Origin of the sequence: Allobranchiibius sp. GilTou38, from assembly GCF_017565325.1 — a bacterium.
Taxonomy (GTDB): domain Bacteria; phylum Actinomycetota; class Actinomycetes; order Actinomycetales; family Dermatophilaceae; genus Allobranchiibius; species Allobranchiibius huperziae.
Map to the genome: position 1 here is coordinate 647,825 of NZ_JAGEKN010000006.1, position 24,739 is coordinate 672,563.

The 24,739-nt window shown below is 69.6% G+C and carries 21 protein-coding genes and 4 tRNA genes; 7 read left to right on the forward strand and 18 right to left on the reverse strand.

From position 1 onward, the window contains the following. Positions 1-194: 194 nt before the first annotated feature. From JOB34_RS08170 to JOB34_RS08190, 5 genes are all read right to left on the reverse strand, one after another. Positions 195-671: a hypothetical protein gene (locus JOB34_RS08170; RefSeq protein WP_208052212.1), complete on the reverse strand. Its 477-nt coding sequence runs from the start codon at positions 669-671 to the stop codon at positions 195-197. Between the two features lie 329 nt (positions 672-1,000). After that, positions 1,001-1,474: a hypothetical protein gene (locus tag JOB34_RS08175; RefSeq protein WP_208052213.1), complete on the reverse strand. Its 474-nt coding sequence runs from the start codon at positions 1,472-1,474 to the stop codon at positions 1,001-1,003. Between the two features lie 160 nt (positions 1,475-1,634). Beyond that, a tRNA-Val gene (locus JOB34_RS08180) sits at positions 1,635-1,709 on the reverse strand. A 10-nt stretch (positions 1,710-1,719) separates the two neighbouring features. Then, positions 1,720-1,795: transfer RNA gene (locus JOB34_RS08185), tRNA-Gly, on the reverse strand. Positions 1,796-1,925: 130 nt separating this feature from the next. Beyond that, positions 1,926-2,768: a patatin-like phospholipase family protein gene (locus JOB34_RS08190; protein ID WP_208052214.1), complete on the reverse strand. Its 843-nt coding sequence runs from the start codon at positions 2,766-2,768 to the stop codon at positions 1,926-1,928. Positions 2,769-2,875: 107 nt separating this feature from the next. Between JOB34_RS08190 and JOB34_RS08195 the strand changes: the two genes are divergently transcribed. After that, positions 2,876-3,262 carry a VOC family protein gene (locus JOB34_RS08195; RefSeq protein ID WP_208052215.1) on the forward strand — a complete coding sequence of 129 codons (387 nt, stop codon included), beginning with the start codon at positions 2,876-2,878 and terminating at the stop codon, positions 3,260-3,262. A gap of 7 nt (positions 3,263-3,269) precedes the next feature. On the opposite strand, the gene JOB34_RS08200 is transcribed toward JOB34_RS08195, so the two are convergent. From JOB34_RS08200 to JOB34_RS08210, 3 genes are all read right to left on the reverse strand, one after another. Further along, positions 3,270-3,343: transfer RNA gene (locus JOB34_RS08200), tRNA-Cys, on the reverse strand. A gap of 46 nt (positions 3,344-3,389) precedes the next feature. Beyond that, a tRNA-Gly gene (locus JOB34_RS08205) sits at positions 3,390-3,462 on the reverse strand. Between the two features lie 209 nt (positions 3,463-3,671). Beyond that, positions 3,672-4,787, reverse strand: coding sequence for a YihY/virulence factor BrkB family protein (locus JOB34_RS08210; protein WP_347813777.1), 1,116 nt, complete (start codon positions 4,785-4,787; stop codon positions 3,672-3,674). A gap of 84 nt (positions 4,788-4,871) precedes the next feature. On the opposite strand from JOB34_RS08210, the gene glgX reads away from it, so the two are divergent. Next, positions 4,872-6,995 (forward strand): glycogen debranching protein GlgX, encoded by a 2,124-nt coding sequence (glgX, locus tag JOB34_RS08215; RefSeq protein WP_208052217.1) that lies wholly within the window; start codon positions 4,872-4,874, stop codon positions 6,993-6,995. 202 nt (positions 6,996-7,197) lie between these two features. On the opposite strand, the gene JOB34_RS08220 is transcribed toward glgX, so the two are convergent. Next, positions 7,198-8,061 (reverse strand): PPK2 family polyphosphate kinase, encoded by an 864-nt coding sequence (locus tag JOB34_RS08220; protein WP_208052218.1) that lies wholly within the window; start codon positions 8,059-8,061, stop codon positions 7,198-7,200. A 40-nt stretch (positions 8,062-8,101) separates the two neighbouring features. On the opposite strand from JOB34_RS08220, the gene JOB34_RS08225 reads away from it, so the two are divergent. After that, entirely contained in the window at positions 8,102-8,764 is a 663-nt protein-coding gene (locus JOB34_RS08225; RefSeq protein WP_208052219.1) for a dihydrofolate reductase family protein, read from the forward strand. Positions 8,765-8,832: 68 nt separating this feature from the next. On the opposite strand, the gene JOB34_RS08230 is transcribed toward JOB34_RS08225, so the two are convergent. Together JOB34_RS08230 and JOB34_RS18095 are read right to left on the reverse strand one after the other, a co-directional pair. Continuing rightward, positions 8,833-9,243, reverse strand: coding sequence for a hypothetical protein (locus JOB34_RS08230; protein ID WP_179481249.1), 411 nt, complete (start codon positions 9,241-9,243; stop codon positions 8,833-8,835). 97 nt (positions 9,244-9,340) lie between these two features. Then, positions 9,341-10,519 (reverse strand): alpha/beta fold hydrolase, encoded by a 1,179-nt coding sequence (locus tag JOB34_RS18095; RefSeq protein ID WP_347813778.1) that lies wholly within the window; start codon positions 10,517-10,519, stop codon positions 9,341-9,343. Between the two features lie 274 nt (positions 10,520-10,793). Between JOB34_RS18095 and JOB34_RS08240 the strand changes: the two genes are divergently transcribed. Continuing rightward, the gene (locus tag JOB34_RS08240) at positions 10,794-12,347 is read left to right on the forward strand and encodes an HNH endonuclease signature motif containing protein (RefSeq protein WP_208052220.1); all 1,554 of its coding nucleotides are present in this window, start codon (positions 10,794-10,796) and stop codon (positions 12,345-12,347) included. 100 nt (positions 12,348-12,447) lie between these two features. Here the strand turns inward: JOB34_RS08240 and JOB34_RS17500 are convergent, their stop codons facing one another. Both JOB34_RS17500 and ligD read right to left on the reverse strand, forming a co-directional pair. Next, complete coding sequence (locus JOB34_RS17500; protein WP_347813779.1) at positions 12,448-13,536, reverse strand: ATP-dependent DNA ligase; 1,089 nt, start codon at positions 13,534-13,536, stop codon at positions 12,448-12,450. A 3-nt stretch (positions 13,537-13,539) separates the two neighbouring features. Further along, a complete protein-coding gene (gene ligD, locus JOB34_RS17505; RefSeq protein ID WP_243757716.1) occupies positions 13,540-14,568 on the reverse strand; it encodes a non-homologous end-joining DNA ligase in 1,029 nt (342 codons plus the stop codon). Positions 14,569-14,784: 216 nt separating this feature from the next. Here ligD and JOB34_RS08250 point away from each other — a divergent pair, with 216 nt between their 5' ends. Further along, positions 14,785-16,644, forward strand: coding sequence for an endonuclease/exonuclease/phosphatase family protein (locus JOB34_RS08250; RefSeq protein WP_208052221.1), 1,860 nt, complete (start codon positions 14,785-14,787; stop codon positions 16,642-16,644). 101 nt (positions 16,645-16,745) lie between these two features. Next, positions 16,746-17,192 carry a peptide-methionine (R)-S-oxide reductase MsrB gene (msrB, locus tag JOB34_RS08255; protein WP_208052222.1) on the forward strand — a complete coding sequence of 149 codons (447 nt, stop codon included), beginning with the start codon at positions 16,746-16,748 and terminating at the stop codon, positions 17,190-17,192. A 79-nt stretch (positions 17,193-17,271) separates the two neighbouring features. Here the strand turns inward: msrB and hemQ are convergent, their stop codons facing one another. From hemQ to JOB34_RS08275, 4 genes are all read right to left on the reverse strand, one after another. After that, the gene (hemQ, locus tag JOB34_RS08260) at positions 17,272-17,985 is read right to left on the reverse strand and encodes a hydrogen peroxide-dependent heme synthase (protein ID WP_208052223.1); all 714 of its coding nucleotides are present in this window, start codon (positions 17,983-17,985) and stop codon (positions 17,272-17,274) included. A gap of 31 nt (positions 17,986-18,016) precedes the next feature. Beyond that, positions 18,017-19,420 (reverse strand): protoporphyrinogen oxidase, encoded by a 1,404-nt coding sequence (hemG, locus tag JOB34_RS08265; RefSeq protein ID WP_208052224.1) that lies wholly within the window; start codon positions 19,418-19,420, stop codon positions 18,017-18,019. Between the two features lie 79 nt (positions 19,421-19,499). Beyond that, complete coding sequence (locus JOB34_RS08270; protein WP_208052225.1) at positions 19,500-21,392, reverse strand: family 43 glycosylhydrolase; 1,893 nt, start codon at positions 21,390-21,392, stop codon at positions 19,500-19,502. A gap of 112 nt (positions 21,393-21,504) precedes the next feature. Beyond that, the gene (locus JOB34_RS08275; protein WP_208052226.1) at positions 21,505-22,935 is read right to left on the reverse strand and encodes a PLP-dependent aminotransferase family protein; all 1,431 of its coding nucleotides are present in this window, start codon (positions 22,933-22,935) and stop codon (positions 21,505-21,507) included. Positions 22,936-22,997: 62 nt separating this feature from the next. On the opposite strand from JOB34_RS08275, the gene JOB34_RS08280 reads away from it, so the two are divergent. Beyond that, a complete protein-coding gene (locus JOB34_RS08280; RefSeq protein WP_208052227.1) occupies positions 22,998-23,699 on the forward strand; it encodes a hypothetical protein in 702 nt (233 codons plus the stop codon). Here the strand turns inward: JOB34_RS08280 and hemE are convergent. Continuing rightward, positions 23,656-24,702, reverse strand: a complete 1,047-nt coding sequence (gene hemE / locus JOB34_RS08285) for a uroporphyrinogen decarboxylase (protein ID WP_347813780.1) — start codon at positions 24,700-24,702, stop codon at positions 23,656-23,658. The two genes, JOB34_RS08280 and hemE, sit on opposite strands and share 44 nt — an antisense overlap. Positions 24,703-24,739 lie beyond the last annotated feature (37 nt).

Consider the following 24,739-nt stretch of genomic DNA (forward strand, 5'->3'; position numbering starts at 1 on the left):
AGCTGAACACTTTGCATTGCTGACCGGGTGCATCGCCCGGCGCATCTGCTTGATTGGCTTTGGCGTCACTGCCCGTCGCACAGTGCGAGCCGGGTGCATCGCCCGGCGGACTGAGCGCGGGATGAGTAGACGCGAGATGAAGCCCATGGCATTTAAGCTACGCCCAGTATCTTCAGGTGGTGATTGTCTGTCGCTCAGGGCGTCTTGAGTTCAGTCACGTGACTCTGCTCAGGTCTTGAGTCGGTCCACCACACTTCGAAATTGAACCAGTCGGCCATTCCACCCTCGAGGCGCGCGATGGGTAGATCAACGGACTTCCCTGGTTCTATCCGCTTGATCGGGGTGGACGAGTCGTGTACCTCGACCATCGGGGCCGCACCTCCAGCCCCTTCGACCCAAGGCTGGCATCTGACATTCACCGCCGGGGCCGCTCCTGCATTGTGCAATCGCACCACAGCGACACTGCCAGCGGCAATTTCCACGGAAGCTCGCATATCGGCCTGCGTTGACTTCGCTTCGGCTACCTCCCGGGCGGCGACTTCCTCACGCCGTCGCGCAGTGTCATTTGCTGCCATGGTGCGGTTGGCCTCCGCGGTACGCCTGGTGTAGACGACCGATGCCGCTGTAAACAGGATGGCGAGGATCGAGATGATCAGTGACGCAATACCCATAGGCCAGCATCCTGCCAGGAAGATGGTCCCGTGAAGCGCCCGCTCAATCCCGGATGTCCTGCCTACCGCTAGCGCACGGACCACCCTGACGGGGGGCGCAGTGGTGGCGAACCCTCCCAATGCCGACCCAGCCAGTTCGCACCCGGCCACGACTCCTAGCTCGGCCTCGGTGTGAGAGCGAGCGGGGCCGTCGACCCACGACCGGCCGTGCACAGCTTGGTTGTGGGCGCACGCCGGCGGGTCGGCGTGCGGGGGTCAGTCACCCGCGGGCAGCGTCCGAGTTGGTTCGCGGCTGAGGCCCTGTCCAGCGCCGCGTCGTGCTCGGGTGTCTACCGAGCGTGTCGCCTCAGTGGGGTGGTGAGGCCGTCGGCCTCATCGGCGCCGCGCAGAAGCGAGGCGGCAAGGGTGCGCGCTTCGGAGCTGGTCAGGTTCGCCGCCAGACGAGTTTCATCCATGACCGAGAAGTCCAGGCGGACGAACGTTGTGCGGCAGCTTGACGGCAGCGGCACGGCGTACATGCCCTGCATGTAGCTGCGGGCGAGGGTCACGACTCCGAGCAGCGGTTGTCCGTCATCCTCGGCCGCCTCAATCAGGTTGCCGATCATCAGTGACATGCAGTACGGACCGTGGTCGTAAACGGTGTGACCATCGCGCCGTGCGTCTCCACAGTCGGTCTCGCACCACGGTTGGCAGTGCCCCCACATCGCGATCACGCTGCCATCGCGCGCGGCGTCGAGGTCGTCCGGTTCGTAGGCCTCGGACACGGGGAGCGGGAACTGAGAATTGGGTACGGTGGTGCTCACGGGCAGCCTCCTACGGCTGGTCGTCAGACCCCGGAGCGTTCCTGCGCTGCCGGGGTCATCTATTGACGCCAGTTGCTCCCGCGTTGGGCACGTGCTGGGCACGACCGCAAACAAGAAAGCCCCTGACCTTGCGTTTCCGCAGGTCAGGGGCCTTACGTGCTGGTGGGCGATACTGGGATCGAACCAGTGACCTCTTCCGTGTCAGGGAAGCGCGCTACCGCTGCGCCAATCGCCCAAATCATGGGTGGAGCGGACAACCGGGCTCGAACCGGCGACCTCAACCTTGGCAAGGTTGCGCTCTACCAACTGAGCTATGTCCGCCTGCTGCACTCCCCGGCGTACGCCCGGGTGAACAACGAGGGGAACTGTAGCCGAGGTGGTGCCCGGCACCCAAAACGGCACCGATCACGGCGCGTTCCTGGCGCGATCGCGCCCGTCGTACGGCGACCGCTCAGGCCCAGAACTCCGCCACCCGAGCGGCTCTGGCGCGGCCCACCGCACGGCCCGCCTCGGCGGACGGAGCGCGGGTCGCCGGTGACAGCGGGTTGCGCCCGAACGCCGCCATCGATCGCACGTTGGCCTGTACGACGAGCACCTGAGCGTCCGCGGGTGCGACCACATCGGCGTCCAGATCGCCGAGCAGCGACGGCGCACCGGGCAGCGTCGGCGACAGCACCAGGATCCGGTCGCAGCCTGCCGCCAGGTCGACGTTCGTGCCCGAGCGCATCCCCCCGTCCATGTAACGGCGCCCGCCGATCGTCACGGGCGGCCAGACGCCGGGCACCGCGCAGCTCGCGGCCACGGCGTCGGTCAGGCTCGTGCTCCCCCGCGGCGTGAACGTCTCCAACTCGCCGGTCGCGGTGTCGACGGCCGTGATGAACATCTCGCGGTCGGGCCAGTCGAGCGAGGGCAACCTGGCCTTGATCGCCGTACGCCGGTCGGCCTCGGACACCGTGCGGGCGGCGAGCGCCAGCTGACCGAACCGGCGACGCGCATCGACCGCGGAGGTCGCGCCGCGAGCCGCTGCCTCGTATGACGCGGCCAACGCCTCGGCGTCCAGGTCCACCTCGATCTCGGCGCTCGCAGGATCCAACTGCGCGGCGTAGAGCTCCGCGAGATCGACACCGGACGTGATCTGAGCGCCCACGGCGGCGCCGGCGGACGTCCCGACGACGACGTCGGCGTCCACCAGAGCGGGCCGCAGATCGGGCGCGCCGTCGCGCAGCCCGAGGAGCACCCCGAGCTCCCACGCGATGCCGGCCACCCCTCCGCCGGCCAGGACCAGGGCTCTCATCGTCGTTCCCGTCCGAGGGTCATGCCCCGAACCCTGCCAGTTGTCGGTGACACCGGGCATGCTGAGCGCGACCCACCCGCCCAGCGACACTGGAGGAGACCCCACCCATGGACATGCGCCTCGAGCTCGTCCCGCTGCCCGTCACCGACGTCGACCGCAGCAAGGCGTTCTACGTCGACCGGGTGGGTTTCGTGCTCGACCACGACATCGAGCCGGGCAACGGGATGCGCATCGTGCAGCTGACTCCCTCGGGGTCGGCGTGCTCGGTGGTCGTCGGCGTCGGGATCAGCGATCCCGATGCGGGTCGGGTCAACGGCCTGCACCTGGTCGTCGACGACATCGCCTCGGCGCGCGAGGAGCTGCGCAGTCGGGAGGTCGACATCTCCGATGTGCAGGACATGGGAGGGGTGAAGTACGCCTACTTCTCGGACCCGGACGGGAATTCGTGGGCGCTGCAGGAGATCTCCAGCCGCAGCCCCGAGCCCCCGGCGTAGGACGTGATGGAGGTGGCGACGGGATTTGAACCCGTGTAGACGGCTTTGCAGGCCGTTGCCTCGCCTCTCGGCCACGCCACCACGTCCGGGCCGGTGCGCCCGAGGGCGCCGACCGGTCCCGGAGCAGAGCGGACAACCGGGCTCGAACCGGCGACCTCAACCTTGGCAAGGTTGCGCTCTACCAACTGAGCTATGTCCGCATCTACACGTCGACGGAAAGGGCCGTCGAACGCTCCGCGAGGTTATCCGATCGCCCACAGCGAGTCCAACCGCGCTGCTCCAAACCCGTGGCGCCGTACGCCGAGTCGCGGGATCAGCGACCGGTCGGCCCTGCGATAGTCCGTAGATTCGGCCCGCAGGCGCCACGAGACCGCGGACAACCGGAGCGCAGCAGGCTGAGAGCGCGCCGCTAGGAGCGGGAAGGCTGCGAGGCCCGCGCGTCTTTCTCGACGGCAGCCGCCGGTGCGGGCTTGGGCGCGGTCACCGTCGGCATCCCGGGCGGGGGCTGCTCCACGGGCGTCTCGCGACGGGCGCGGATCCACGCCGCGCGCCGGCCCGGCAGCCGTGCGGCGACCGGCTGCTCGTCGTCACGCGATCGCGCGTCCATCCAGCCCCGGGCCCGGTCGCGCACCGTGGGCACCTCGCGCATCGGCCAGATGCGGGAGGCCGCGGCATTGAACGCAGCGCCGATCAACACCCCGATCCCGAGGAAGTACAGCCAGATGAGCACCACGATGGTGGCCGCCAGCGGCCCGTAGATGCTCACGCCGTTGATCGACGCGCCGAGGAACCAGCGCAACGCCATCGAGGTGACCACCCAGATGGCGAGCGTCAGCGTGGCCCCCGGCAGCGCGCGTACCCACGGCGTACGTCGAGGCGTGGCGATGTAGTACAGCGTCGCGAAGCCCAGGATCGTCAGACCCCCGACGAGCGGCCAGTAGAAGTTCATCAGGAAGAGGAACTTCGCCGGCAATCGCTGCTCGAGCAGTCCCGGGCCCACCACGATGAGCGGCACGACCAGTGCGCCGAAGACCAGCGTCACGAAGTAGAGCGAGAGGCTCAGCACACGGGTGCGTACGATCCCGCGGCGCCCGCCCTGCCCGTACATGATCGAGATCGTGTCGAGGAGCACATTCAGGGCACGTGATCCTGACCACAGGGAGAGGACGAAACCGACCGACACAACGTCCGGCCGCCCGCCGTTCAGGGCTTGTCGCAGGGTCGGCACGAGCACCTCCTGCAGGCTGTCCTCGGTCAGGAAGCGCGCGGCATACCGCACGATGCTGTTGGTCACGTCCTGACGCACGCCGGCGCCGAGCCAGTTGCCGACATACCCCACCAGGCCCAACAGCCCGTAGAGCAGTGGCGGGAATGACAGGAGAGCGAAGAAGCCTGCTTCGGCGGCCAGTCCGGTCACCCGGTAGCGCATGCAGATCCGCACGGTGCCGAGCACGAGCCGTACCAACGAAACCAGCCCGGGCACCCGCCCGAGCTTCTCGCGGAGGGCCGATCTGTTCAGGCTCACGGGGTGCAGTGGGCCTGCGTGCGATTGGTCACGACAGCCACGGTAGCTGTCAAGACCCCCAACTCCATGCACCATGATGGTGCGATGGACATTTGGCCCGGCCGCCCATATCCGCTCGGCGCGACCTTCGACGGCAGCGGAGTCAACTTCGCACTCTTCTCCGAGGTCGCCACCGGAGTGACCCTGTGCCTCATCGGTGAGAACGACGAAGAGACCCGCTACGCGCTGACCGAGGTCGACGGACACGTCTGGCACGGCTACATCCAGGGCGTACAGCCCGGGCAGCGCTACGGCTACCGGGTCGACGGACCGTTCGACCCCGAGCAGGGGCAGCGTTGCAACCCCGCGAAGCTGCTGCTCGACCCGTACGCGAAAGCCATCGACGGTCAGATCGACGGTCACGAGTCGTTGTTCTCCTACCGGTTCGAGGACCCCGAGGAGTTCAACGACGACGACTCGCTGGGTCACACGATGACCTCGGTGGTCATCAACCCGTTCTTCGACTGGGCACACGACCGGCCGCCGCAGCACGAGTACCACAACAGCGTCTTCTACGAGATGCACGTCAAGGGCCTGACGATGACGCACCCGGACGTGCCCGAGGAGATCCGCGGCACGTACGCCGCCGTCGCGCACCCCGCCATCATCGAGCACCTCAAAGAGCTCGGCGTGACCGCGGTCGAGCTGCTGCCGGTGCACCAGTTCATCCAGGACACCACCCTCACCGACCAGGGTCTGTCGAACTACTGGGGCTACAACACCATCGGCTTCCTGGCGCCGCACAACGCGTACGCCGCAGCCGGTAGCGACGGCCAGCAGGTCACCGAGTTCAAGACGATGGTCAAGGCGCTGCACGACGCCGATATCGAGGTCATCCTCGACGTGGTCTACAACCACACGGCCGAAGGCAACGAGCTCGGCCCGACCATCTGCTTCCGTGGGATCGACAACTCGGCGTACTACCGCCTGGTCGACGACGCGAAGGAGCACTACTACGACACCACGGGCACCGGCAACAGCCTGCTGATGCGGCACCCGCACGTGCTGCAGCTGATCATGGACTCGCTGCGCTACTGGGTGCAGGAGATGCACGTCGACGGGTTCCGCTTCGACCTCGCCGCGACGCTCGCCCGCCAGTTCCACGAGGTCGACCGCCTGTCGGCGTTCTTCGACATCATCCAGCAGGACCCCGTCATCTCCCAGGTCAAGCTGATCGCCGAGCCGTGGGACCTCGGCGACGGCGGTTACCAGGTCGGCAACTTCCCGCCGCTGTGGACCGAGTGGAACGGCAAGTACCGCGACACCGTGCGCGACTTCTGGCGCGGCGATGGCGCAACGCTCGGCGAATTCGCCTCTCGGCTCACCGGTTCCAGCGACCTGTACGAGCACTCCGGGCGTCGTCCGATCGCGTCGATCAACTTCGTGGTCGCTCACGACGGCTTCACGCTGCGGGACCTCGTGTCCTACAACGAGAAGCACAACGAGGCCAACGGCGAGGGCAACAAGGACGGCGAGAGCAACAACAGCTCCTGGAACTGCGGCGTCGAGGGACCGACGGACGATCCGGACATCAACGCGCTACGCCAGCAGCAGGAGCGCAACTTCATCGCGACCCTGCTGCTCAGCCAGGGCGTGCCGATGCTCGCGCACGGCGACGAGCTCGGACGCTCCCAGGGCGGCAACAACAACGTCTACTGCCAGGACAACGAGATCGCCTGGGTCGACTGGGAGTTGGACGACTACGACCAGTCCCTGCTCGACTTCACGCAGCAGGCGCTCGCCCTGCGGATGGCGCACCCGACGTTCCACCGGCGACGGTTCTTCCAGGGTGCCGCGACCCGTGGCGGCGCGAGTGACATCGGCGACATCATCTGGTACTCCCCCGGCGGCTCGCCGATGAGCGAGGAGGACTGGAGCAACGGCTACGCGCGCACCTTGATGGTCTTCCTCAACGGCGCGGAGATTCGCACCCCCGACACTGTCGGGCGCGACGTCACCGATGACCACTTCCTCATGCTCTTCAACGCGCACTACGAGGACGTGGAGTTCGTGGTGCCGAAGGACGTGCCGGACGCCACGTGGTCGATCGCGCTGCGCACCGCCCCCGTTGACGAGGACGAGGCCGCTCAGCCGCCGACCTACTCGCCGGGCGAGTCCTTCGCGCTTCCGGCCCGTTCGATGCTGGTGCTGCAGAGCCCGCTGGCCTGATCCTGCCGGCGTACGACGGCCGACCGGCTCACAGCCGGTCGGCCGTCCTCAGCTGCTGACGAGCCGCGCCGGCGCAGGTGCCCCCGGTGGGTTGTCAGTGGTGCGGTCGCTTCCCTGCGCCGGATGGCACGGGCCGGGTGGGTTGTCGCCTCAACGGCCACTTTCTTGCGCCGGCTGACCTGTGTAGGAGAGGCGGGGTCGATCAGCTGGACGCGAGGCGCGCCTTCTGCTCCGACACGTCGTACGACGGCGCCGGCCACTGGGGGTCCATCGCCCGCAGGTGGTGCAGCAGCAGATGGTGCACCGCGAGGCGCGCGTACCACTTGTGGTCGGCCGGGACGACGTACCACGGCGCGGCGTCGGTCGAGGTCTTGTCCATGACGAGCTGATAGGCCTCCTGGTACGCCGGCCAGAAGCCGCGCTCGTCAACGTCGTTCGGGTTGAACTTCCACTGCTTGTCGACCCGGTCCAGCCGCCCGGCGAGGCGCTCCGCTTGCTCCTCGCGCGAGACGTGCAGCATCACCTTGATCACGGTGGTGCCGTTGTCGATGAGGGTCTGCTCGAAGCCGTTGATCTGCCCGTAGCGACGACTGATCGTCGCGGGCGGGACGAGGTTGTGCACCCGTGCCACCAGGACGTCCTCGTAGTGGGACCGGTCGAAAACACCCACGCTGCCCGCCGGCGGGAGCGCGTTGCGCACGCGCCACAGGAAGGGGTGACTCAGCTCCTCGCGCGTCGGCTTCTTGAACGCGTGGTGCGTCACGCCCTGCGGGTCGAGGGACCCGACGACGTGCCGCATGATGCCGCCCTTGCCGGACGTGTCCATCCCCTGCACGACCAACAGCACGTTGCGCCGGCCGCCCTGGGTGCTCTCGGCGTACATCCGCTCCTGGAGGTCGTCGAGCTCGGCCGCCGTGGTTTCCTGTGCCGAGACCGCGGTCTTCTTGCCCTTCGTGAAGCCCGGTGTCGATGCGGGTGCACGGTCGGCCAGGACGAACCCCTGGTGCACCCGCAGCGCCTTCTCCAACGTCGTCGCGAGGTCCTTGGCGGCTGCTTTCTTACCCATGCGGGTCTCCCTGATCGCTCGCGGTTGCTTGGATGGCACGGTGCGCCAACTCATTCCAAGCCCTTCCGCCGAGCTTAGCGATGCCGAGCTGGTGCGGCTCTACTCCACGGAACCCGCCCAGGACGAGCCGCGGACGCACGTGCGGCTCAACATGGTCTCCACCGTGGACGGCGCCGCTGCCGGCCCGGACGGCCTGTCCGGGTCGATCGGCTCCCCCGCCGACCGACGGGTCTTCGACGTGCTGCGCGCCTGGGCGGACGTCGTCCTCATCGGGCGCGGAACGTATGCAGCAGAGCAATATTCGGCGCTGACCACCCCGGGACACCTGGCGTCCTTCCGCACCGGCCCCGCACCCCACCCGGACCTCGCCGTGCTGACGTCCACTCAGCTCTCAGCGCAGCCCGCGACGCCGGAGCGCGGAGCCGTCTACTCCGTGTCGGGCGCGTTCGACGAGGTGCTCGCCCGGTTCCGACGGGACCGGATGACACGAGTGCTCTGCGAAGGCGGTCCGCACCTGGCGAGCTCGATGCTCGAGCACGGGCTCGTCGATGAGATCTGCACGACGACGACGCCGATGACGCTGTCCGGCAGCGCGATCCGCACGCTGTCCGGCCCCGCCCACCGGTCCGACCTGGAACTGCTGTCGCTGGTGGAGCAGGACTCCACGCTCATCGCCCGCTGGGAGGTCGGGAGCGCAGGGTGACACGGCGCCGTAGACACGACGAAGCCCGCGGCCGATGGCCGCGGGCGACGTGTGTCAGGTGAGGACGCTCAGCCGATCGACTCCGGTTCGTTGCTGAGGTCGACCTTGGCGACCGCCTGCTGGCCCTTGTCGGCCAGGTAGGACTCCGCGGCGACGTAGGCGCCACCGAGGGCGAGCGCGGCGGGCACCCGGCCGAGCGGCAGGAGCCGCGCGAGACCGATGACCGGCACCGACGCGAGGCCGACGATCAGGCTGGGCAGAGCGATCTTGGCGAGCTGCTCCTGCGCGGGCGGGATCGGCAGCCCCTTGGTCGAGACCGTGAACGCACGGGGGCTCGACGGGTCCTGCACGATCGTCGCGGCGTACGCGCCGCCGACCAGCGCCACGGACAGCAGCCGCCGCTTGGGAAGCGCGCTCGGCAGCAGAACACCGAGGGCGAGTGCTGCGGCGGGGCCGGCGGAGAACGGGTTGACCTTCACGTGGCTTCACTCCTGGTGCTCGGGGTCATGCGAGATGAACCGACTCTACTCACAGACGCGAGACCCCGGCCCGGGTCGACCATCAGGAGCAGCCGCGCTATTCGTCGTCGGCGCCTCGCCCGGACTCGGCCACCCGCGTCCGCACGAAGGTCTCGACCACGGAGCGCCACCGCTGCGGGTCGACGTTCCACTCCCGACAGTGCAGCGCGGTGTGCCAGGTCTCGAGCTGGATGACGTCGGGTCGGGCCTCGGCCAGGTCGCGCGAGGGCTCGTAGGGCACGAAGTCGTCGTCCACGGAGTGGATCAGCAGGGTCGGCACCCTCAGTTCGTCGGCCCGCGCGATCCAGTCGGTGTGCGGGATCGACAGCGGCATGCTGACCCCACCGAACGACTTGCTCCACGACTGACCGACGAGGCGCTGGGCGGCGTGGCTGAGCGCGAGCGGCAGACGGTGCGCGGCCGCATGGGAGTCGATGACCTGCCGCCAGCTCACCACCGGGGCGTCGAGGACGACCCCGACCACTTTGTCGGCGTACGCCGACTGGTCCAGTAGCTGCAGCACGATCGCGCCGCCCATCGACCACCCGAAGAGCACGATGCGCTGCGCGCCGCGCTCGACGGCGTACGCGAGCGAGGCTTCGATGTCGCGCCATTCGGACAGTCCCAGGTGGTAGCGACCGTCGGCGTTGGGCGGGGTGTCGACGTCGTTGCGGTAGCCGGGCACCAGGATCGCGAGACCGAGGTCGTGCAGCAGGGGTACGGCGCGCAGCGCCTCGGCGCGGAACGCACCGCGACCGTGCACGAGGACCGCCCACACGTCGTCCTGCGGCTGCGCCGGCTCGCTCACCCACCCGGGCATGGTGCCGAGCGCGCCGTCGTACGTCATGTCCTCCAGCTGCGTGCCGTCCTCGACCGACGGCGCGGGGTAGAAATAGCTGCTGAGCCGGGCCGGGCCGGGGGTGGGCTGCCCGAAGTCGACCGCCAGCACCTCGCGGGTCACCGATTCGTCGTCCTCGTGCAGGATCTGTCCGATCCGCGCATGGCCCGAGAACGACTGCCAATACAGGCTGTAGCGCCCCGGTGAGGTCGAGGCCGGCGTACGTCGGAGGGTGATGGTGTCGGCGTCGACGGCGAGCACCGTCTCGTCCTCGGCCACCGTCTTGGCAGGTGTCAAGATCTGGCGGACGAAGTAGCCGCCGAGCCCCATGAGCGAGGCCCCGGCGAGGGTGACCCCCACGGCCCCGGCGGTCGCTGTCCTTCGGATGACGTGGCTCACGGCGTCATCGTGCCAGGTCGGCGCTGTCGGCAGCGACACGGCGTGGAGCCGTGCACGTGAGGCAACGAGAACGACGGCTGTGGGTCGCGTCCACCCTGTGGCTGTTGGGTGTGGACAAGTCCGTTTGCGACTGAGAGATGTGGATGACCATTGCTCGAATCATACTGTCGAATATGAGAATTCGTCCTATTTGCTCTTGCGGGCGGCTTCGAACGCGCGTACGATAGGAAGCAGATCGCAAAGCCGCCAGGTGACTGGGAGGAGGTGGGCGCGGATGAGTGTCGAGGGGATCTCACGGGTGCCTGATGCGCCACTTGCCGCCTGCCCGCCGGTGGTGCCAGCCGGTCCGGGTGCTGCGGCCGGGTTGCTGGCCGACCTGGGGGTGCTCGCCTCCCGACTGGAGGACTGGTCCGGTGCTTTGTATCAGCTCGGCGAGGCCCAGTTGGGTGGGTTCGTGGCCACGATGGTGGGTCTGGCGACCCGTGCGGAGTCGTTGGCGGCGGTGGCCACCACGGAGGCGGTCACCCGCGGCACTGTGGCCAACTCGACTGCGACTGACGCGGGCGGGTGGGTTGCCGCGTGCGTCACCGAAGCGGGTTCTGCCGGGTCACTTGGCGGTGGCGCCGAGGGGTGTGCGCCGAGCGCGATCGTCGCCGAACCGGCCATCTGCCGTCGGATCGGGGTGGTCGCGACCGGGTGCGCCGACCCGCGGAACCGGGTCGTGGCCGATGCGTTGGCCGCCGGCGCGGTCACAGTGCACTGCGCGCGAGTCGCGTTACGGGAGGTCCCCAAGGTGCTGCCGGTGATCCCCGGCGCGGACCGGGAAGAGCTGCTGTCCTGGTACCTCGCGCTCTCGCACACCGGGACCCGCACACTGCGAGACCTGTCCGCGCGGATCATCGGCCGCTTCGCCCCCGAAGTCCTCATCGCACAGGAAGAACACCAGCAGGCCTGTGAAACGCTGACCTGGACCGACCTTCCCAACGGACTCACCCGGCTCACCGCCGACCTGTCCGGCGGTCACGCCGCCGTCATCAAACACGCCATCCAAGCCCTGTCCGCACCAGCACCCGCAGCATGCACTGGCCCGAACACCGCTGACACGTCTGTGGACTCGACGGTTGATGTGGTGCCGGAGCGGGACATCCGCACCCCCGGTAAGCGCCGCGCGGACGCCCTGATGGAACTGGCCAACACCGCGGCCCGGCTGTTGGACGGGGACCGCTCCCACAGCAACGGCACCATCGGCGGCTCCGCCAGGATCATCGTCACCCTGGACCACCAGACCCTCCTCGACCAGCTCACCGCCGTCGGACGACTAGGCAGTGGCCACCAGGGTGGCCCACCCGGCCACCTACCCGGCGTGGGCCGCACGATCAACGGCGATCTGCTCGGCGCGGGCACCCTGCGACGGCTCGCCTGCGACGCCGACCTGATCCCCGCAGTGCTCGGTGGTGAGTCCGAACCGTTGGACGTCGGGCGCACCAAACGCCTCTTCACCGGAGGGTTGCGTACCGCGATCGTCCATCGCGATGAAGGGTGCACGTTCCCCGGCTGTGATCGACCACCGGACTGGTGCGACGCGAACCTCACCCCACGAAGTTCTCCGCTGCGCTCCGATACTTCGCGGGGACCCCGAGACCACCTTGTCCTGCCCTGGTGGGCCGGCGGCGAAACCAAACTCACCAACGCCGCACTGCTCTGCGCCAGGCACCACACCATCGTCCACCGCGACCTGCTCACCGCCACCGTCACCACCACCGGCGTCACCTGGGACCCCACACCCGGACTCATGCCCCAGCGACCCGGCACGGGACACGCGGCATGACCCTGACGGCGTTCACGTTCGTTGCCGGTGTTCAAAGACCGTCAACCGACGCGAACGCCGTCAGGCCGGGGCGGACGGCGGAGCTGAAACGCAGTGCGGGTCAGTCCGCCGCCACCCCGAGCCCCGGCACGATGTCGGTGAGGCGGAAGTTGACCGGCTCCTCGAGCTGCTCGTAGGTGCACGACTCCGGCGTGCGGTCATCGCGCCATCGGATGAAGTGCGCGAGATGGCGGAAACGGGTGCCCTCCATGTGCTCGTACTTCACCTCGAGCACCCGCTCGGGACGCAGCGGGACGAACGACAGGTCCTTCGTCGCATTCCACCGGCTCACGTTGCCCGGCAGCCGCTGGCCCTCGTGCGCCGCGGGGCTGGACCACTCTTGCCAGGGGTGGTCCTCCCCCTCGCCGAGCAGCAGGGGTTCCAACTCCTCGACCAGCTCCGCGCGCCGTTTCGCCGTGAACGCGCCCACGACACCGACGTTCTGCAACCGGCCGTCTCCGTACAACCCGAGCAGCAGCGAACCGATGAGCGGCTTCTCCTGCGTCGAGGTCTTGTGCCAGCGATATCCGGCGAGCACGCAGTCGGCGGTCCGCGTGTGCTTGATCTTGAACATCACCCGCTTGTCCTGCTGATACGTGCCGTCCAGCGGCTTCGCGACGACCCCGTCCAGCCCGGCGCCCTCGAACTCGGTGAACCAGCGCTGCGCGACCTCCGGATCGGTCGTCGCCGGTGTGACGTGCACCGACGGCCCGGCACCGGACAGCGCCTCGACGAGCATCGCCCGGCGCTCCACGAACGGTCGGCCGCTCAGGTCCTCCTCACCCAGCGCCAGCAGGTCGAACGCCACGAACGACGCCGGCGTCTTCTCGCTCAACATCGTCACTCGCGACACCGCCGGATGAATACGCTGCTGCAGCGCCTCGAAATCCAGGCCGTGGTCGGTCGCGATCACGATCTCGCCGTCGAGCACGCAGCGCTCCGGCAACTCCTTCAGCACCGCTGCCACCAGCTCCGGGAAGTACCGCGTCATCGGCCGCTCGTTGCGGCTGCCGAGCTCGACCTCGTCGCCGTCCCGGAAGACCAGCGAGCGGAACCCGTCCCACTTCGGTTCGTACGACGCGCCGTCCGGGATGCCGGGCACCGACTTGGCCAGCATCGGCTTGACGGGTGGGTTCACGGGAAGTCGCACGACTCAGCCCTCCATCTTCTTGCGCGACGGCTGCACGCGCGGTGGTTCGCCCGGCATCTTCGGATAGTCCGGCGGGAAGGGCATTTCCCCCAGGCCTCGTTCGTCGACGTCCCTGTCCCACAACGCGATCGCGCCGCGTACGTCGCCCACGGCACCTCGCTCCGCCCACGCGTCACCACGGTCGTCCAGCAGCTTCGGCACCGTCGCGATGGTGAAATCCTTCGTGGCGATGTCGCTCAACTCCTCCCAGCGCACCGGCATCGACACGGGCGCCCCGGGCAACGGCCGCGGGCTGTACGCGCCCGCGATGGTGCGGTCCCGGCATGCCTGATTGAAGTCGACGAAGATCTTCTCCCCGCGCTCCTCCTTCCACCAGGCGGTGGTGATCAGCTCCGGCATCCGGCGCTCCAGCTCGCGGGCGACGCCGATGACGCCGTGCCGGACGTCGAGGAACTCGTGCGTCGGCTCGATGCTCGCGTAGATGTGCAGGCCCCGGTTGCCGGACGTCTTCACCCGCGGATCGAAACCCGCCTCCCGCAGCACGTCCCGCAGCTGCGTGGCCGCCTCGACGACGTCGGCGAACGACCGCTCGGGCTGCGGGTCCAGGTCGATGCGCAATTCGTCCGGGTGGTCGTTGTCAGCGGCACGGACCGGCCACGGGTGGAAGGTGACGGTGTTCATCTGGATCGCCCACACGGCCGTGGCGACCTCGTCGAGCACCAACTGCGGGTGCGAGCGACCCGAGGGATAGGTGCAGGTGACCGATCGCGCGTACTCGGGGACCCCGCGCGGCGGGTTCTTGGAGAAGAACCGCTCCCCGTCGACCCCGTCGGGAAAACGTTCGAGGGCGACCGGCCGGTCGCCGTTCGCGCGCAGGAACGACTCCCCCACGGCGATCAGATACTGCGCCAGATCCAATTTCGTGTAGCCGTCGTCCGGCCACATCACCCGGTCCGGGCTGGAGAGCCGGACGGTACGCGGCTCGCCGCCCGGCGACTCGATCTCGAGCATGACCGGCTTGCTGGCGCTCATGCTGCCCGACCCTAGCCGCGTGCACCCCCAGCACTGCGGGATCCGCCGGGCGAGCGGCCGTCCGACGCCGAAGAGGGCAGCTCCGCGTTCACCGAATGGCCATCCGCGCCCCTCCCGCGGGCCCTCTCAGGATGCATACAGTCGAGCGACCGACTCCACCCGCGATCCACCGTCGCGCCGCGGAGAACCGCACCGTCACAGATAGGAAAGCTCACCATGCCCCGCATCTCGACCAGCAGACGCACCCTCAGCGCCTTCGGCACCGTCACCCTCTGCGCCACGGCAGGCCTCGCCCTGTGGCAGCCGGCCGCCCACGCCGCATCCGGCACGACCATCGACCAGATCCAGGGCGCGGCGCATGTCTCGCCGCTGAAGGGCCAGACCGTGCAGGGCGTCGCCGGCCGCGTCACGGCCACCAGCCGCACAGGCTTCTGGATGCAATCGATGACGCCCGACTCCGACCCCGCGACCAGCGAGGGGATCTTCGTCTACACCAAATCCGTGCCCACGGTCAGCGCCGGCGACGACGTCACCGTCGCGGGCACCGTCGTGGAGTTCCGCCCCGGCGGCAGCGGCGGCGTCGGCAACCTCAGCACCACCGAGCTGAGCGGGGTCACCGTCACCGTCGTCAGCACGGGCAACCCGCTGCCCGCCCCCGTGGTCATCGGCCGCGACCGGATCGCGCCGCAGCAGACCGTCGAGCAGGGCAACCCCGGCAACGTCGAGACGGCCGAGACCCCGTTCGACCCGTCCCGCAACGCCCTCGACTTCGATGAGTCCCTGGAGGGCATGCGCGTCGCCGAGCTGAACGCGAAGGCCGTCGGCCCGACCGCCGTGTCGTACGGCGAGACGCCCATCGTCCCCGGGCAGAACGTCCGCGCGATCTCCACTCCGCGTGGCGGGGTCCTCTACTCCGGATACGACCACCCCAACTCGATGCGGCTGATCCTCGACACCGCGCTGCTGCCGACGGCGAGTGTGCCCAGCGCCGCGAACGTCGGCGACCGCTACGCCGGCCTCACCACCGGCGTCATGGACTACACCTTCGGCAACTTCCACCTGATGGCGACCTCGGTGGGCCAGCGGCGCTCCGACGGCCTCACCCGTGAGGTGACGGCACGCGCCTCCCGCTCCCAGCTCGCGGTCGCGACGTTCAACGTGGAGAACCTCGCGCCGCAGGACCCGGCGACCAAGTTCAGCCGGCTCGCCGGCCAGATCGTCACCAACCTGCGCGCCCCCGATCTGGTCGCGCTGGAGGAGATCCAGGACAACAGCGGCGCCACCGACGACGGGACCACCGATTCCTCCGCGACCGTCGCGAAGCTCGTCGCCGCCATCAGCGCCGCGGGCGGCCCGTCGTACCAGGCGCGGTGGATCAACCCGCAGGACAAGACCGACGGCGGCCAGCCGGGCGGCAACATCCGGCAGGTCTTCCTCTTCCGCACGGACCGCGGCCTGTCGTTCGTGGACAAGAGCGGCGGCACAGCGATCTCGTCGACGACCGTGATCGGGAAGGGCGCTCGCACCTCGATCAGCGCCTCCCCCGGGCGCATCGACCCGACGAATGCCGCGTGGGACGACTCCCGCAAGCCGCTGGTCGCAGAGTTCCGCTGGCAGGGCGCGCCGGTCTTCGTCATCGCCAACCACTTCGATTCCAAGGGTGGTGACGACCCCCTGATGGGCCGCTGGCAGCAGCCGGTCCGCAGCTCGGAGAACCAGCGGCACCAGCAGGCCACCCTCGTCCGCGGTTTCGTCGACAGCCTGTTGTCGGCGAACAAGAAGGCGAACGTCGTCGTGCTGGGCGACCTCAACGACTTCGAGTTCAGCGCGACCGCCGACATCCTGGCCGGTCACAGTGGCACCCGCCTCACGGACCTGCCGCGCACGCTTCCGAAGAACCAGCGCTACACCTACGACTTCGAGGGCAACAGCCAGGTGCTCGACCACATCCTGCTGAGCCCGGCGCTGTCCAAGGGCTCGGCGTACAGCTACGACATCGTGCACACGAACGCGGAGTTCAGCGACCAGGACTCCGACCACGACCCGCAGATCGTCCGGCTGCACATCGGCGGCTGAGCACCAGCTGACGCGCCGCGACCCGTACGCCGCCGCCCTGCCGGAAACAACCGGCCGGTCGGCGGCGTTGGTCTAGGTAGTCCACCCGAGAGGAATCCGCCATGTTCGGTCGCACCACCGACAAGTCCGAAGACACCAACGAGAAGACCTACCCCGTCACCAAGTCCGACGCGGAATGGCGCGAGCAGCTGTCGCCGGAGGAGTACCAGGTGCTGCGCAAGTCGGGCACCGAGCGCGCGTTCACCGGCGAGTACACCGACACGGAGACGACCGGCATCTACAACTGTCGGGCGTGCGGCATCGAGCTCTTCCGCAGCACGGGCAAGTTCCACAGTCACTGCGGGTGGCCGTCCTTCTACGAGCCGTCCGAGGGCGACAACGTCGAGCTCATCACCGACCGCTCGATGGGCATGAAGCGCACCGAGGTGCGCTGCGCCAACTGCGGTTCGCACCTGGGCCACGTCTTCGAGGGCGAGGGGTACGACACCCCGACCGACCAGCGCTACTGCATCAACTCGGTCAGCATCACCCTGCAGCCGACGTCCTGACGTCTTCCCCACGGCGACGAGGGTCGCGGCGCGCTCCATGGAGCGCGCTGCGACCCTCTCGCCGTGTTGGGGGCCTGGCTCAGCGCAGGGCGGTCGCGAAGTCGGCGACGCTCGTCTGCGGGCCGGTGAAGAACGGCAACTCCTCGCGCACGTGCCGGCGCGCCTCTGTCTCCCGCAACGCGCGCATCAGGTCCACGATCCGGTGCAGCTCGTCCGCCTCGAACGCCAGCAACCACTCGTAGTCGCCGAGCGCGAACGACGCGACGGTGTTCGCGCGCACGTCGGCGAAGTCGCGTGCCGCCAGACCGTGATCGCGCAGCATCGTGCGGCGTTCGTCCTCCGGCAGCAGGTACCAGTCGTATGAACGCACGAACGGGTAGACGCAGAGATAGCGCTTAGCTGGTTCACCGGCCAGGAACGCAGGCACGTGACCCCGGTTGAACTCTGCGGGCCGGTGCAGCCCGACATTGGACCAGAACCCGTCCAGGTGCCGCCCGAGCGGCGTCGCGAGGAAGCCCTTGTACGCCGCCTGCAGCGCCTCGATGGTCTCGGCGTGCCACCACACCAGCAGGTCGGCGTCGGCGCGCAGCCCGGACACGTCGTACATGCCGCGGACGACCACTCCCTCGGCGTCCAGCCCCTTGACGAACTGCTCGGTCTCGCCGACCAGCTCGTCCCGGTCCGCGGGGAGCTCGCGGGCGACCGTGAAGACCGAGTACATCGTGTAGCGGATCGAGGCGTTGATCTGCTCGGCGTGCTCGGTCGTCGGCTGCGGGTTGTCGTGGTGCGTCATGGCTCCATCGTCTCAACGTCGCCTGACCGCCTCACAGCCGGGTGACCAGCTCCTCGGCCGCCCTGCGACCGGACGCGATGCAGGCCGGGATCCCGACCCCGTCGTACGCCGCACCGGCCAGTGCGAGCGTCGGGTGCGCCGCCGTGGCCGTGCGGATCGAGGCGACCGTGTCGAGGTGACCGACCGCGTACTGGGGCAGGCCGCCGCCCCAGCGGCGCACCTGCGCATCGACGGGCTCGGGCATCGCGCCGACCGCCTTCTGGAGGTCCGCCAGGCCGATCCGGATCAGGTCGGCGTCGTCTTTCTGCAGCACGCGTTCCTCGCCGTGCCGCCCCAGGGACACCCGCACGAACCGCAGATCCGGCACCGCGTCCGTGAGCCACGGCCACTTGCTGCTGCTGAAGGTGGACGCCTTGATCTGCGCTCCGTCGACCGGGGGCACCAGGAAGCCCGTCGTCCCCTCGAACGCCGCGCTGTCCGACGCGCGGAAGGCGAACGTCACCAGCGCCATCGACGCGTACTCGATGGTCCGCAGCGCCGCCGCCGCGTCGGGTGCCGGGTCGCTCAGCAGGCGCGCGGTCGGCGCCGCCGGGGTGGCGAGCAGCACCGCGTCGGCATGCATCGTGGTGGCGGGCGCGGCGTCCCCGGTGCCGGCGCCGGACTCCGAGCCGGTCAACCGCAGCCGCCATGCCGGACCTTCCGCCGTCAGGCCGCAGACGACCGCACCAGTGCGGATCGTCACCCCCGCACCGCGTGCCGCCTCGGCCAGACGGGCCGGCAGGGTGCCCAGGCCCCCGTCGACGGCGGCGAACACCGGCTCGTCCCGGTGGGCGGCGCCGACCTCGGCCGCGTGCGCCGCGGTCTGCAGCAGGGAGCGACCGGTGGCGGCTGCCTCCCACAGGGCCGGCATGCAGGCACGCGCGGACAGCGCGCGGGCGTGCCCGGCGTACACCCCGCCGAGCAACGGTTCGATGAGGCGGTCGACGACCGCACTGCCGCAGGCGCGTTCGACCAGGTTACCGATGCCGATGTCGGCACCGTCGAGGTCCACGGAACGCTCATCGCGCACCCGTGCCACCTCGTCGTCGGTCAGCAGGCCGCGCAGCGACGACGGGTCGGAGGGCACACCCATCAACGTGCCCGCGGGCATCGGAGTCATGGTGCCCCGGCTCCACAGGCTTGCGGGGAATCGCTCCGGATGCACCAGTGGAGCGTCGATCTCGGCCATCAGCTCCAAGGCCTCGGGTCGTCGTGCCAGCACCGACTCGGCACCTCCGTCGACCACGTGGCCTGCCACCCGGATGGAGTCGAGCTTGCCGCCGAGCCGCGACGTGCTCTCCAACAGCACGACCTCGTGACCGGGATGCCGGGTCGCCAGGTGCCAGGCGGCGGCCAGCCCGGTGATGCCCCCGCCGACGATCGCGATCGTGCTCATGGGAGCAAGCCTCGCAGCCCGTCGCCGGCGTCTGAGAGGCAGCCGCCGACGGCAGCGCGTCCACGGCTGCCGGTGAGGATCAGTACACGTCGACGGCGTCGAGCTCCGCGTAGAACGTCGACTTCGTGAACGTGATGGTGTTACTGCCGCGGTGCAGTCGCACCGGGTAGTAGACGGTCGACCAGTTGTCCCACGTGGTGTTGGGGAAGATCACGTCCGGCGCGCGGCGCCCGTCGACGGTGATCAGGTCACTGGAGGACACCGGGTATCCGCTGCGGTCCAGCGACCCGTTGCCGAACCGGATGCCCAGGATGGCGCGGCCCGCACGGGCTCGCTGGACGGTGAGGGTCACTGAGCTGTCGGCGTTGTCCAGGCCGCCGACCTTCTCCCCGCCGGATGCACTGGGATCAGCGATGACTCGTGCATCGACGATCACCCCGCCCTCGGCCTCGTACCGCGTCGGCGTGCGACCCGGCGGGGGTGCTGTCGGCGTACGGTCCGGCGCGACGGGGCTGCGGTAGAGGTCGATCGCGTCGAGCTCGGCGTAGTACGTCGCCTTGGTCAGGGTCACGGTGTTCCAACCCCGGTGCAGGCGCACGTCGTACGCGGTCGTCGACCAGTTGCCCCACGCCGTGTTGCGCAGTGTGACCGTGCCGGCCGCGCGCCCGTTGACCACGACCTCGTCCGTGGCTGCGACACCGTTGCCGGACGCATCACGCGAGCCGTTGTCGTAGCGGATGCCGAGCGTCGCCGGACCGCTGTGGTCCGCGGCGATCCGCACGGTGACAGAGCTGTCCGGGTTGTCCAGGTAGCCCACCTTGGCCTCCCCGGAGGCGGTCACGTCCTGCACGACGCGGGCGTCCGTGACGACCCCGTCCTCTGCCTGGTACCGGACGTCGGCGCTGTCGACGCTCGGCACCCCGCTGCGCGACCAGCTGAGCCCGCTGACGTACATCGCGCGGTAGCTGTACGTCGGGTCCCATCCGTGGAAGACAATCTTCGTGCTGCCGTCGGCCGCGGTGATCACGTCCTGTCCACCCGGCCCGATCACGGTGCCGTGGAAGAGGTCGGTGGTCATCAGCTCGGTGTGCGACTGCGTGAACGGTCCGGTGAGCGACGTCGCGGTCGCATACCCGGTGCGGTAGTTGCCGCCGCCGAAGTCGTTGGCGGAGAAGAAGAGGTAGTAGGTGCCGGCGTGCTTGACCAGGGTCGGCGCCTCCACGACGTGCCCCTCGAACGGCAGGGCGTTCGAGATGAGTTTCGTCGGCGGCCCGGTGAGGGTGCGGCCGTCCGCGGACAACGGCTGCAGATAGATGGTCGCCGGCAGCGCGCAGCAGTTGCCGTCCGCCTTCCAGAGCAGGTAGCGGTGGCCGTTCTCCACGTACGTCGACGGGTCGATGGCGCCGCCGAGATCGGTGGTGCCGCGCTGTCCGTCGGGACAGACCAGTGGCTCGGTGCCGACGGGGGTGAACGGGCCGTCGGGCGAGGTGGAGAACGCCATACCGATGCACTGACGGGGCGCCAGTGCGTCACGGGCCGTGTAGTACATCGCGTAACCGCCGGGCACGGCCGATACGTCCGGCGCCCAGACGCAGTGGTCGGTGGCGCCGCCAGGGGTGAAGCTGCACGGTCCGGTCCAGGCGCCCAGGGTCGGGAGCGCATCCGGGCGAGCGCTCCAGTGGACGAGATCGGTCGAGGTCTCGTGCTGGATGTTCTTGCCACCGGAATTGGTCGCGTAGGCGTGGTAGACGCGCCCGACCCGCAGGATGTCCGGGTCGGCGAAGTTGGCGTCGATCACCGGCCTGGGTGCGGACCGCGCATGACCAGAGCCGGACGGACCGTGCTGCGGACTCGGCGGCGACGCGGTCGCCGGGCTCGCCGCGACCACGGGCGTCCCGAGGGCCAGGGCGATCACGGCCATGATCGCGGCCGGGATCCATCCGAGGTGATGACGCTGACTCGATGACCTCATGCTGTGCCTCTTCGCGGTGACGACGCTGTCCCGTGGATCGCCGACGTGGGCGATCCAACTGGTGTTGCCGAGCTGCACCCAAGCTACTCACGGTGTCGGGTCGATGCGCGGATCAGCGCGACCTTCCTCCTCCGCGTGACCCCGCGTCCTCCTGGGCGATCTGCTCCCACGACCGCACCAGCGCCGGGACAGCTGCGCGCGCGGCGTCCGCGAGCGCGAACGGCGTACGCACGTAATGCTCCAGCCCGCTCCCCTGCACCGCCTGCGTCGATCCCGGATCGAGGAGTACGCCGTGCTGCCGCGCGATCGCCGCCAGACGGGTCGCTCGCGGCTTCGGCACCCGCCACCACAAGGACAAGCCGCCGGACGGCACACGTACCTCCCACTGCGGCAACGCATTTCGAAGGTGGAGCAGTGCGGCTCGGCTCTCGATGAGCCCGGCACGAGCGTCCGGGTGCAACGTCGCGCTCGTGCGCATCAATTCGGCGGTGATGAGCTGCTCGAGCACCGGCGCCCCCAGGTCGAGGGTCGCGCGTGCGGCGGCGATCGCGCCCACGAGCGCGCGAGGCGCGCGGATCCAGCCGATCCGCAGACCGCCCCAGAACGTCTTGCTCGCGCTCCCGACACTCACACAGCCGCGACTGTGCGCCGCCATCGGCAGGACGTCGGGCGCCTCGTCGAGCCACACCTCGGTCAGCGTCTCGTCGACGATCCCCACCACGCCGTGGCGCTGCCAGACGCGCGCCAGCCGGGCGCGGTCGTCGTCGTCCAGCGACAGACCGGTCGGGTTGTGGAAGTCCGGGAGGGCGAGCATGGCGCCGGCTCCTGCGGCGAGGGCCTGGTCGCGCGCCTCGCGATCGACCTCCACGGGACCGATCGGCACCGGCACCAGACGCGCGCCCGTGTGGCGCAGGGCACCGACGGAGTGCGCGTAGGTCGGCGACTCGATCACCACCCGGTCGCCACGACCGATCACCGCACGGAACACCGTCACCAGCGCGGACAGGGCCCCCGAGGTCACGAAGATCTGCGAGGCATCGGTGGGCACGCCCCGTTCGGCGTACCGGGCGGCGATCAACTCACGCAGCTCCGGCACCCCGAGCGGGAAGTAACCGGCGCCACCGACGTACGCCGGCAACCGCGCCGTCGCGGACTCCAGCGCCTCCCGCAGTCCCGGGGGCGCCGCCTGCGCGGCGCGCCGCAGATCGATCACGTCGCCCACGCCGTCGTCCGCCACCCACCCGGGCAACGGTTCGCCGCCGCCGACGACCGGCCCGCCCGGCAACTGCACGACGGTCCCGGACCCGCGCCGCGCGACCGCGTACCCCCGCTCCCCCAGCACGGCGTACGCGCGGGTCACCGTCGTGCGGCTGGCGCCGACCGCGTCGACCAGTTCACGCTCACTCGGCAGCCTGGTGCCGTGCAGCAGACGACCGTCGGCCACCAGCCCGTGGATCCCGTCCGCCAGCCAGAGGTAGGCCGGCCGGCCCGGATCGGGCGCGCCCAGCAGCGTCGTGAGCCGTCGGCCGGTGATGTGCTGCATAGGAATCCACCTCGTGCAGATTGGCCCTTCTTCCCAAGGCCACTTGCTGCGAAACTAGCACCATGACCGCACCACCACGAGCCCCACGAGCAGCCCTCGCCGCCCTGACCCCGATGGGCCAGCTGCGCGCCGGACGACTGCCGCGCCGTGTGGTGCAGCTCTTCGTCGGCCTCACGATGTACGGCGTCGCCATGGCGATGTTCGTGCGCGCGGGGCTCGGCCTGGACCCGTGGGACGTCTTCCACTACGGCGTCGCGCGGCTGACCGGGATGGACCTCGGCACCGCGGTCATCGTGGTCAGCATCCCGGTGCTCCTACTGTGGATTCCACTGCGTCAGTGGCCCGGTCTCGGCACCATCGCGAACGCGATCTGGATCGGCGTCGCCACCAACATCGCGCTCGCTGTGATCCCCACGATGCACGGACTGCCCACTCAGATCGCAGTCTTCGCGCTCGGCCTCGTGGTCAACGGCGCGGGCGGCGCGCTCTACATCGGCGCCCAGCTCGGGCCGGGTCCGCGCGACGGACTCATGACGGGGCTGCACCGGCGTACCGGCCTCAGCCTGCGGCTGGTGCGCACCGCGCTCGAGCTGACCGTCCTCGGCACCGGGTGGCTGATGGGCGGCGTGGTCGGTTTCGGGACGTTGGCCTACGCCGTCGCGATCGGTCCTCTGGTGCAGGCGTTCCTGCCGTGGTGCATCGTGCGGCTGGACGTCCCGCTCAACGCGCCGAGCGAGAGTGCACCCGCTGCACAACCCGTGTGATCACGTCGGGGTCGGTGTCGGGGAGCACGCCGTGCCCCAGGTTGAAGATGTGCCCGGGCGCGGCCCGGCCGGCGTCCAGGATCGCGTCGATGGACCGTTCGAGCGGCTCCCACGGAGCGAAGAGCAGCGCCGGATCGAGATTGCCCTGCAGCGGATAGCGGCCACCCAGGCGGGCGTTCGCCTCGTCCAACGGGACCCGGAAGTCCACGCCGACCACGTCCGCCCCCGCCTCCCCCATCACCGTCAGCAGCTCGCCCGTGCCGACGCCGAAGTGGATGCGGGGCACGCCGAGGTCTGCGACTCCGGCGAGCACGGCCGCGGAGTGGGGCTGCACGTAGCGCACGTAGTCCTCGCGCGACAGTGCGCCGACCCAGGAGTCGAAGAGCTGCACAGCACTTGCGCCCGCCTCGATCTGCACCCGCAGGTAGGTCGTGGCGATGGCGGCGAGCTTGCTGCACAACAGATCCCACGTCTGCGAGTCGCCGTGCATCAGCGCCTTGGTGTGCTCGTGGTTGCGCGACGGGCCGCCCTCGACCAGGTAGCTGGCCAGCGTGAACGGCGCTCCGGCGAAACCGATCAGCGGCACACCGTCCAGCTCCGCGACCGTCTGCCGCACCGCCTGCGCGATGTCGGGCACCTGGTCGGCGGTCAGTGAGGGCAGCGCTTCCACCGCCGCGCGGTCGCGGATCGGCGACGCGACGACCGGCCCGACGCCGGGCACGATGTCGAGATCGACCCCGGCCGCGGCGAGCGGCACCACGATGTCGCTGAAGAAGATCGCGGCGTCCACACCGTGGCGGCGTACCGGCTGCACGGTGATCTCGGTGACCAGGTCAGGGGTGCGGCAGGCCTGCAACATCGGGATGCCCTCGCGCAGCGCGCGGTACTCCGGCAGGGACCGCCCGGCCTGGCGCATGAACCAGACGGGGGTGCGCTCGACCTCCAGCCCGCGCGCGGCGCGGATGAGGAGTGGCAGCTCGGTGTCGGGGCCCTGGGAGGTCACGACGCGATCCTTCCACGCGCGGCGACCTGCCCAGGAC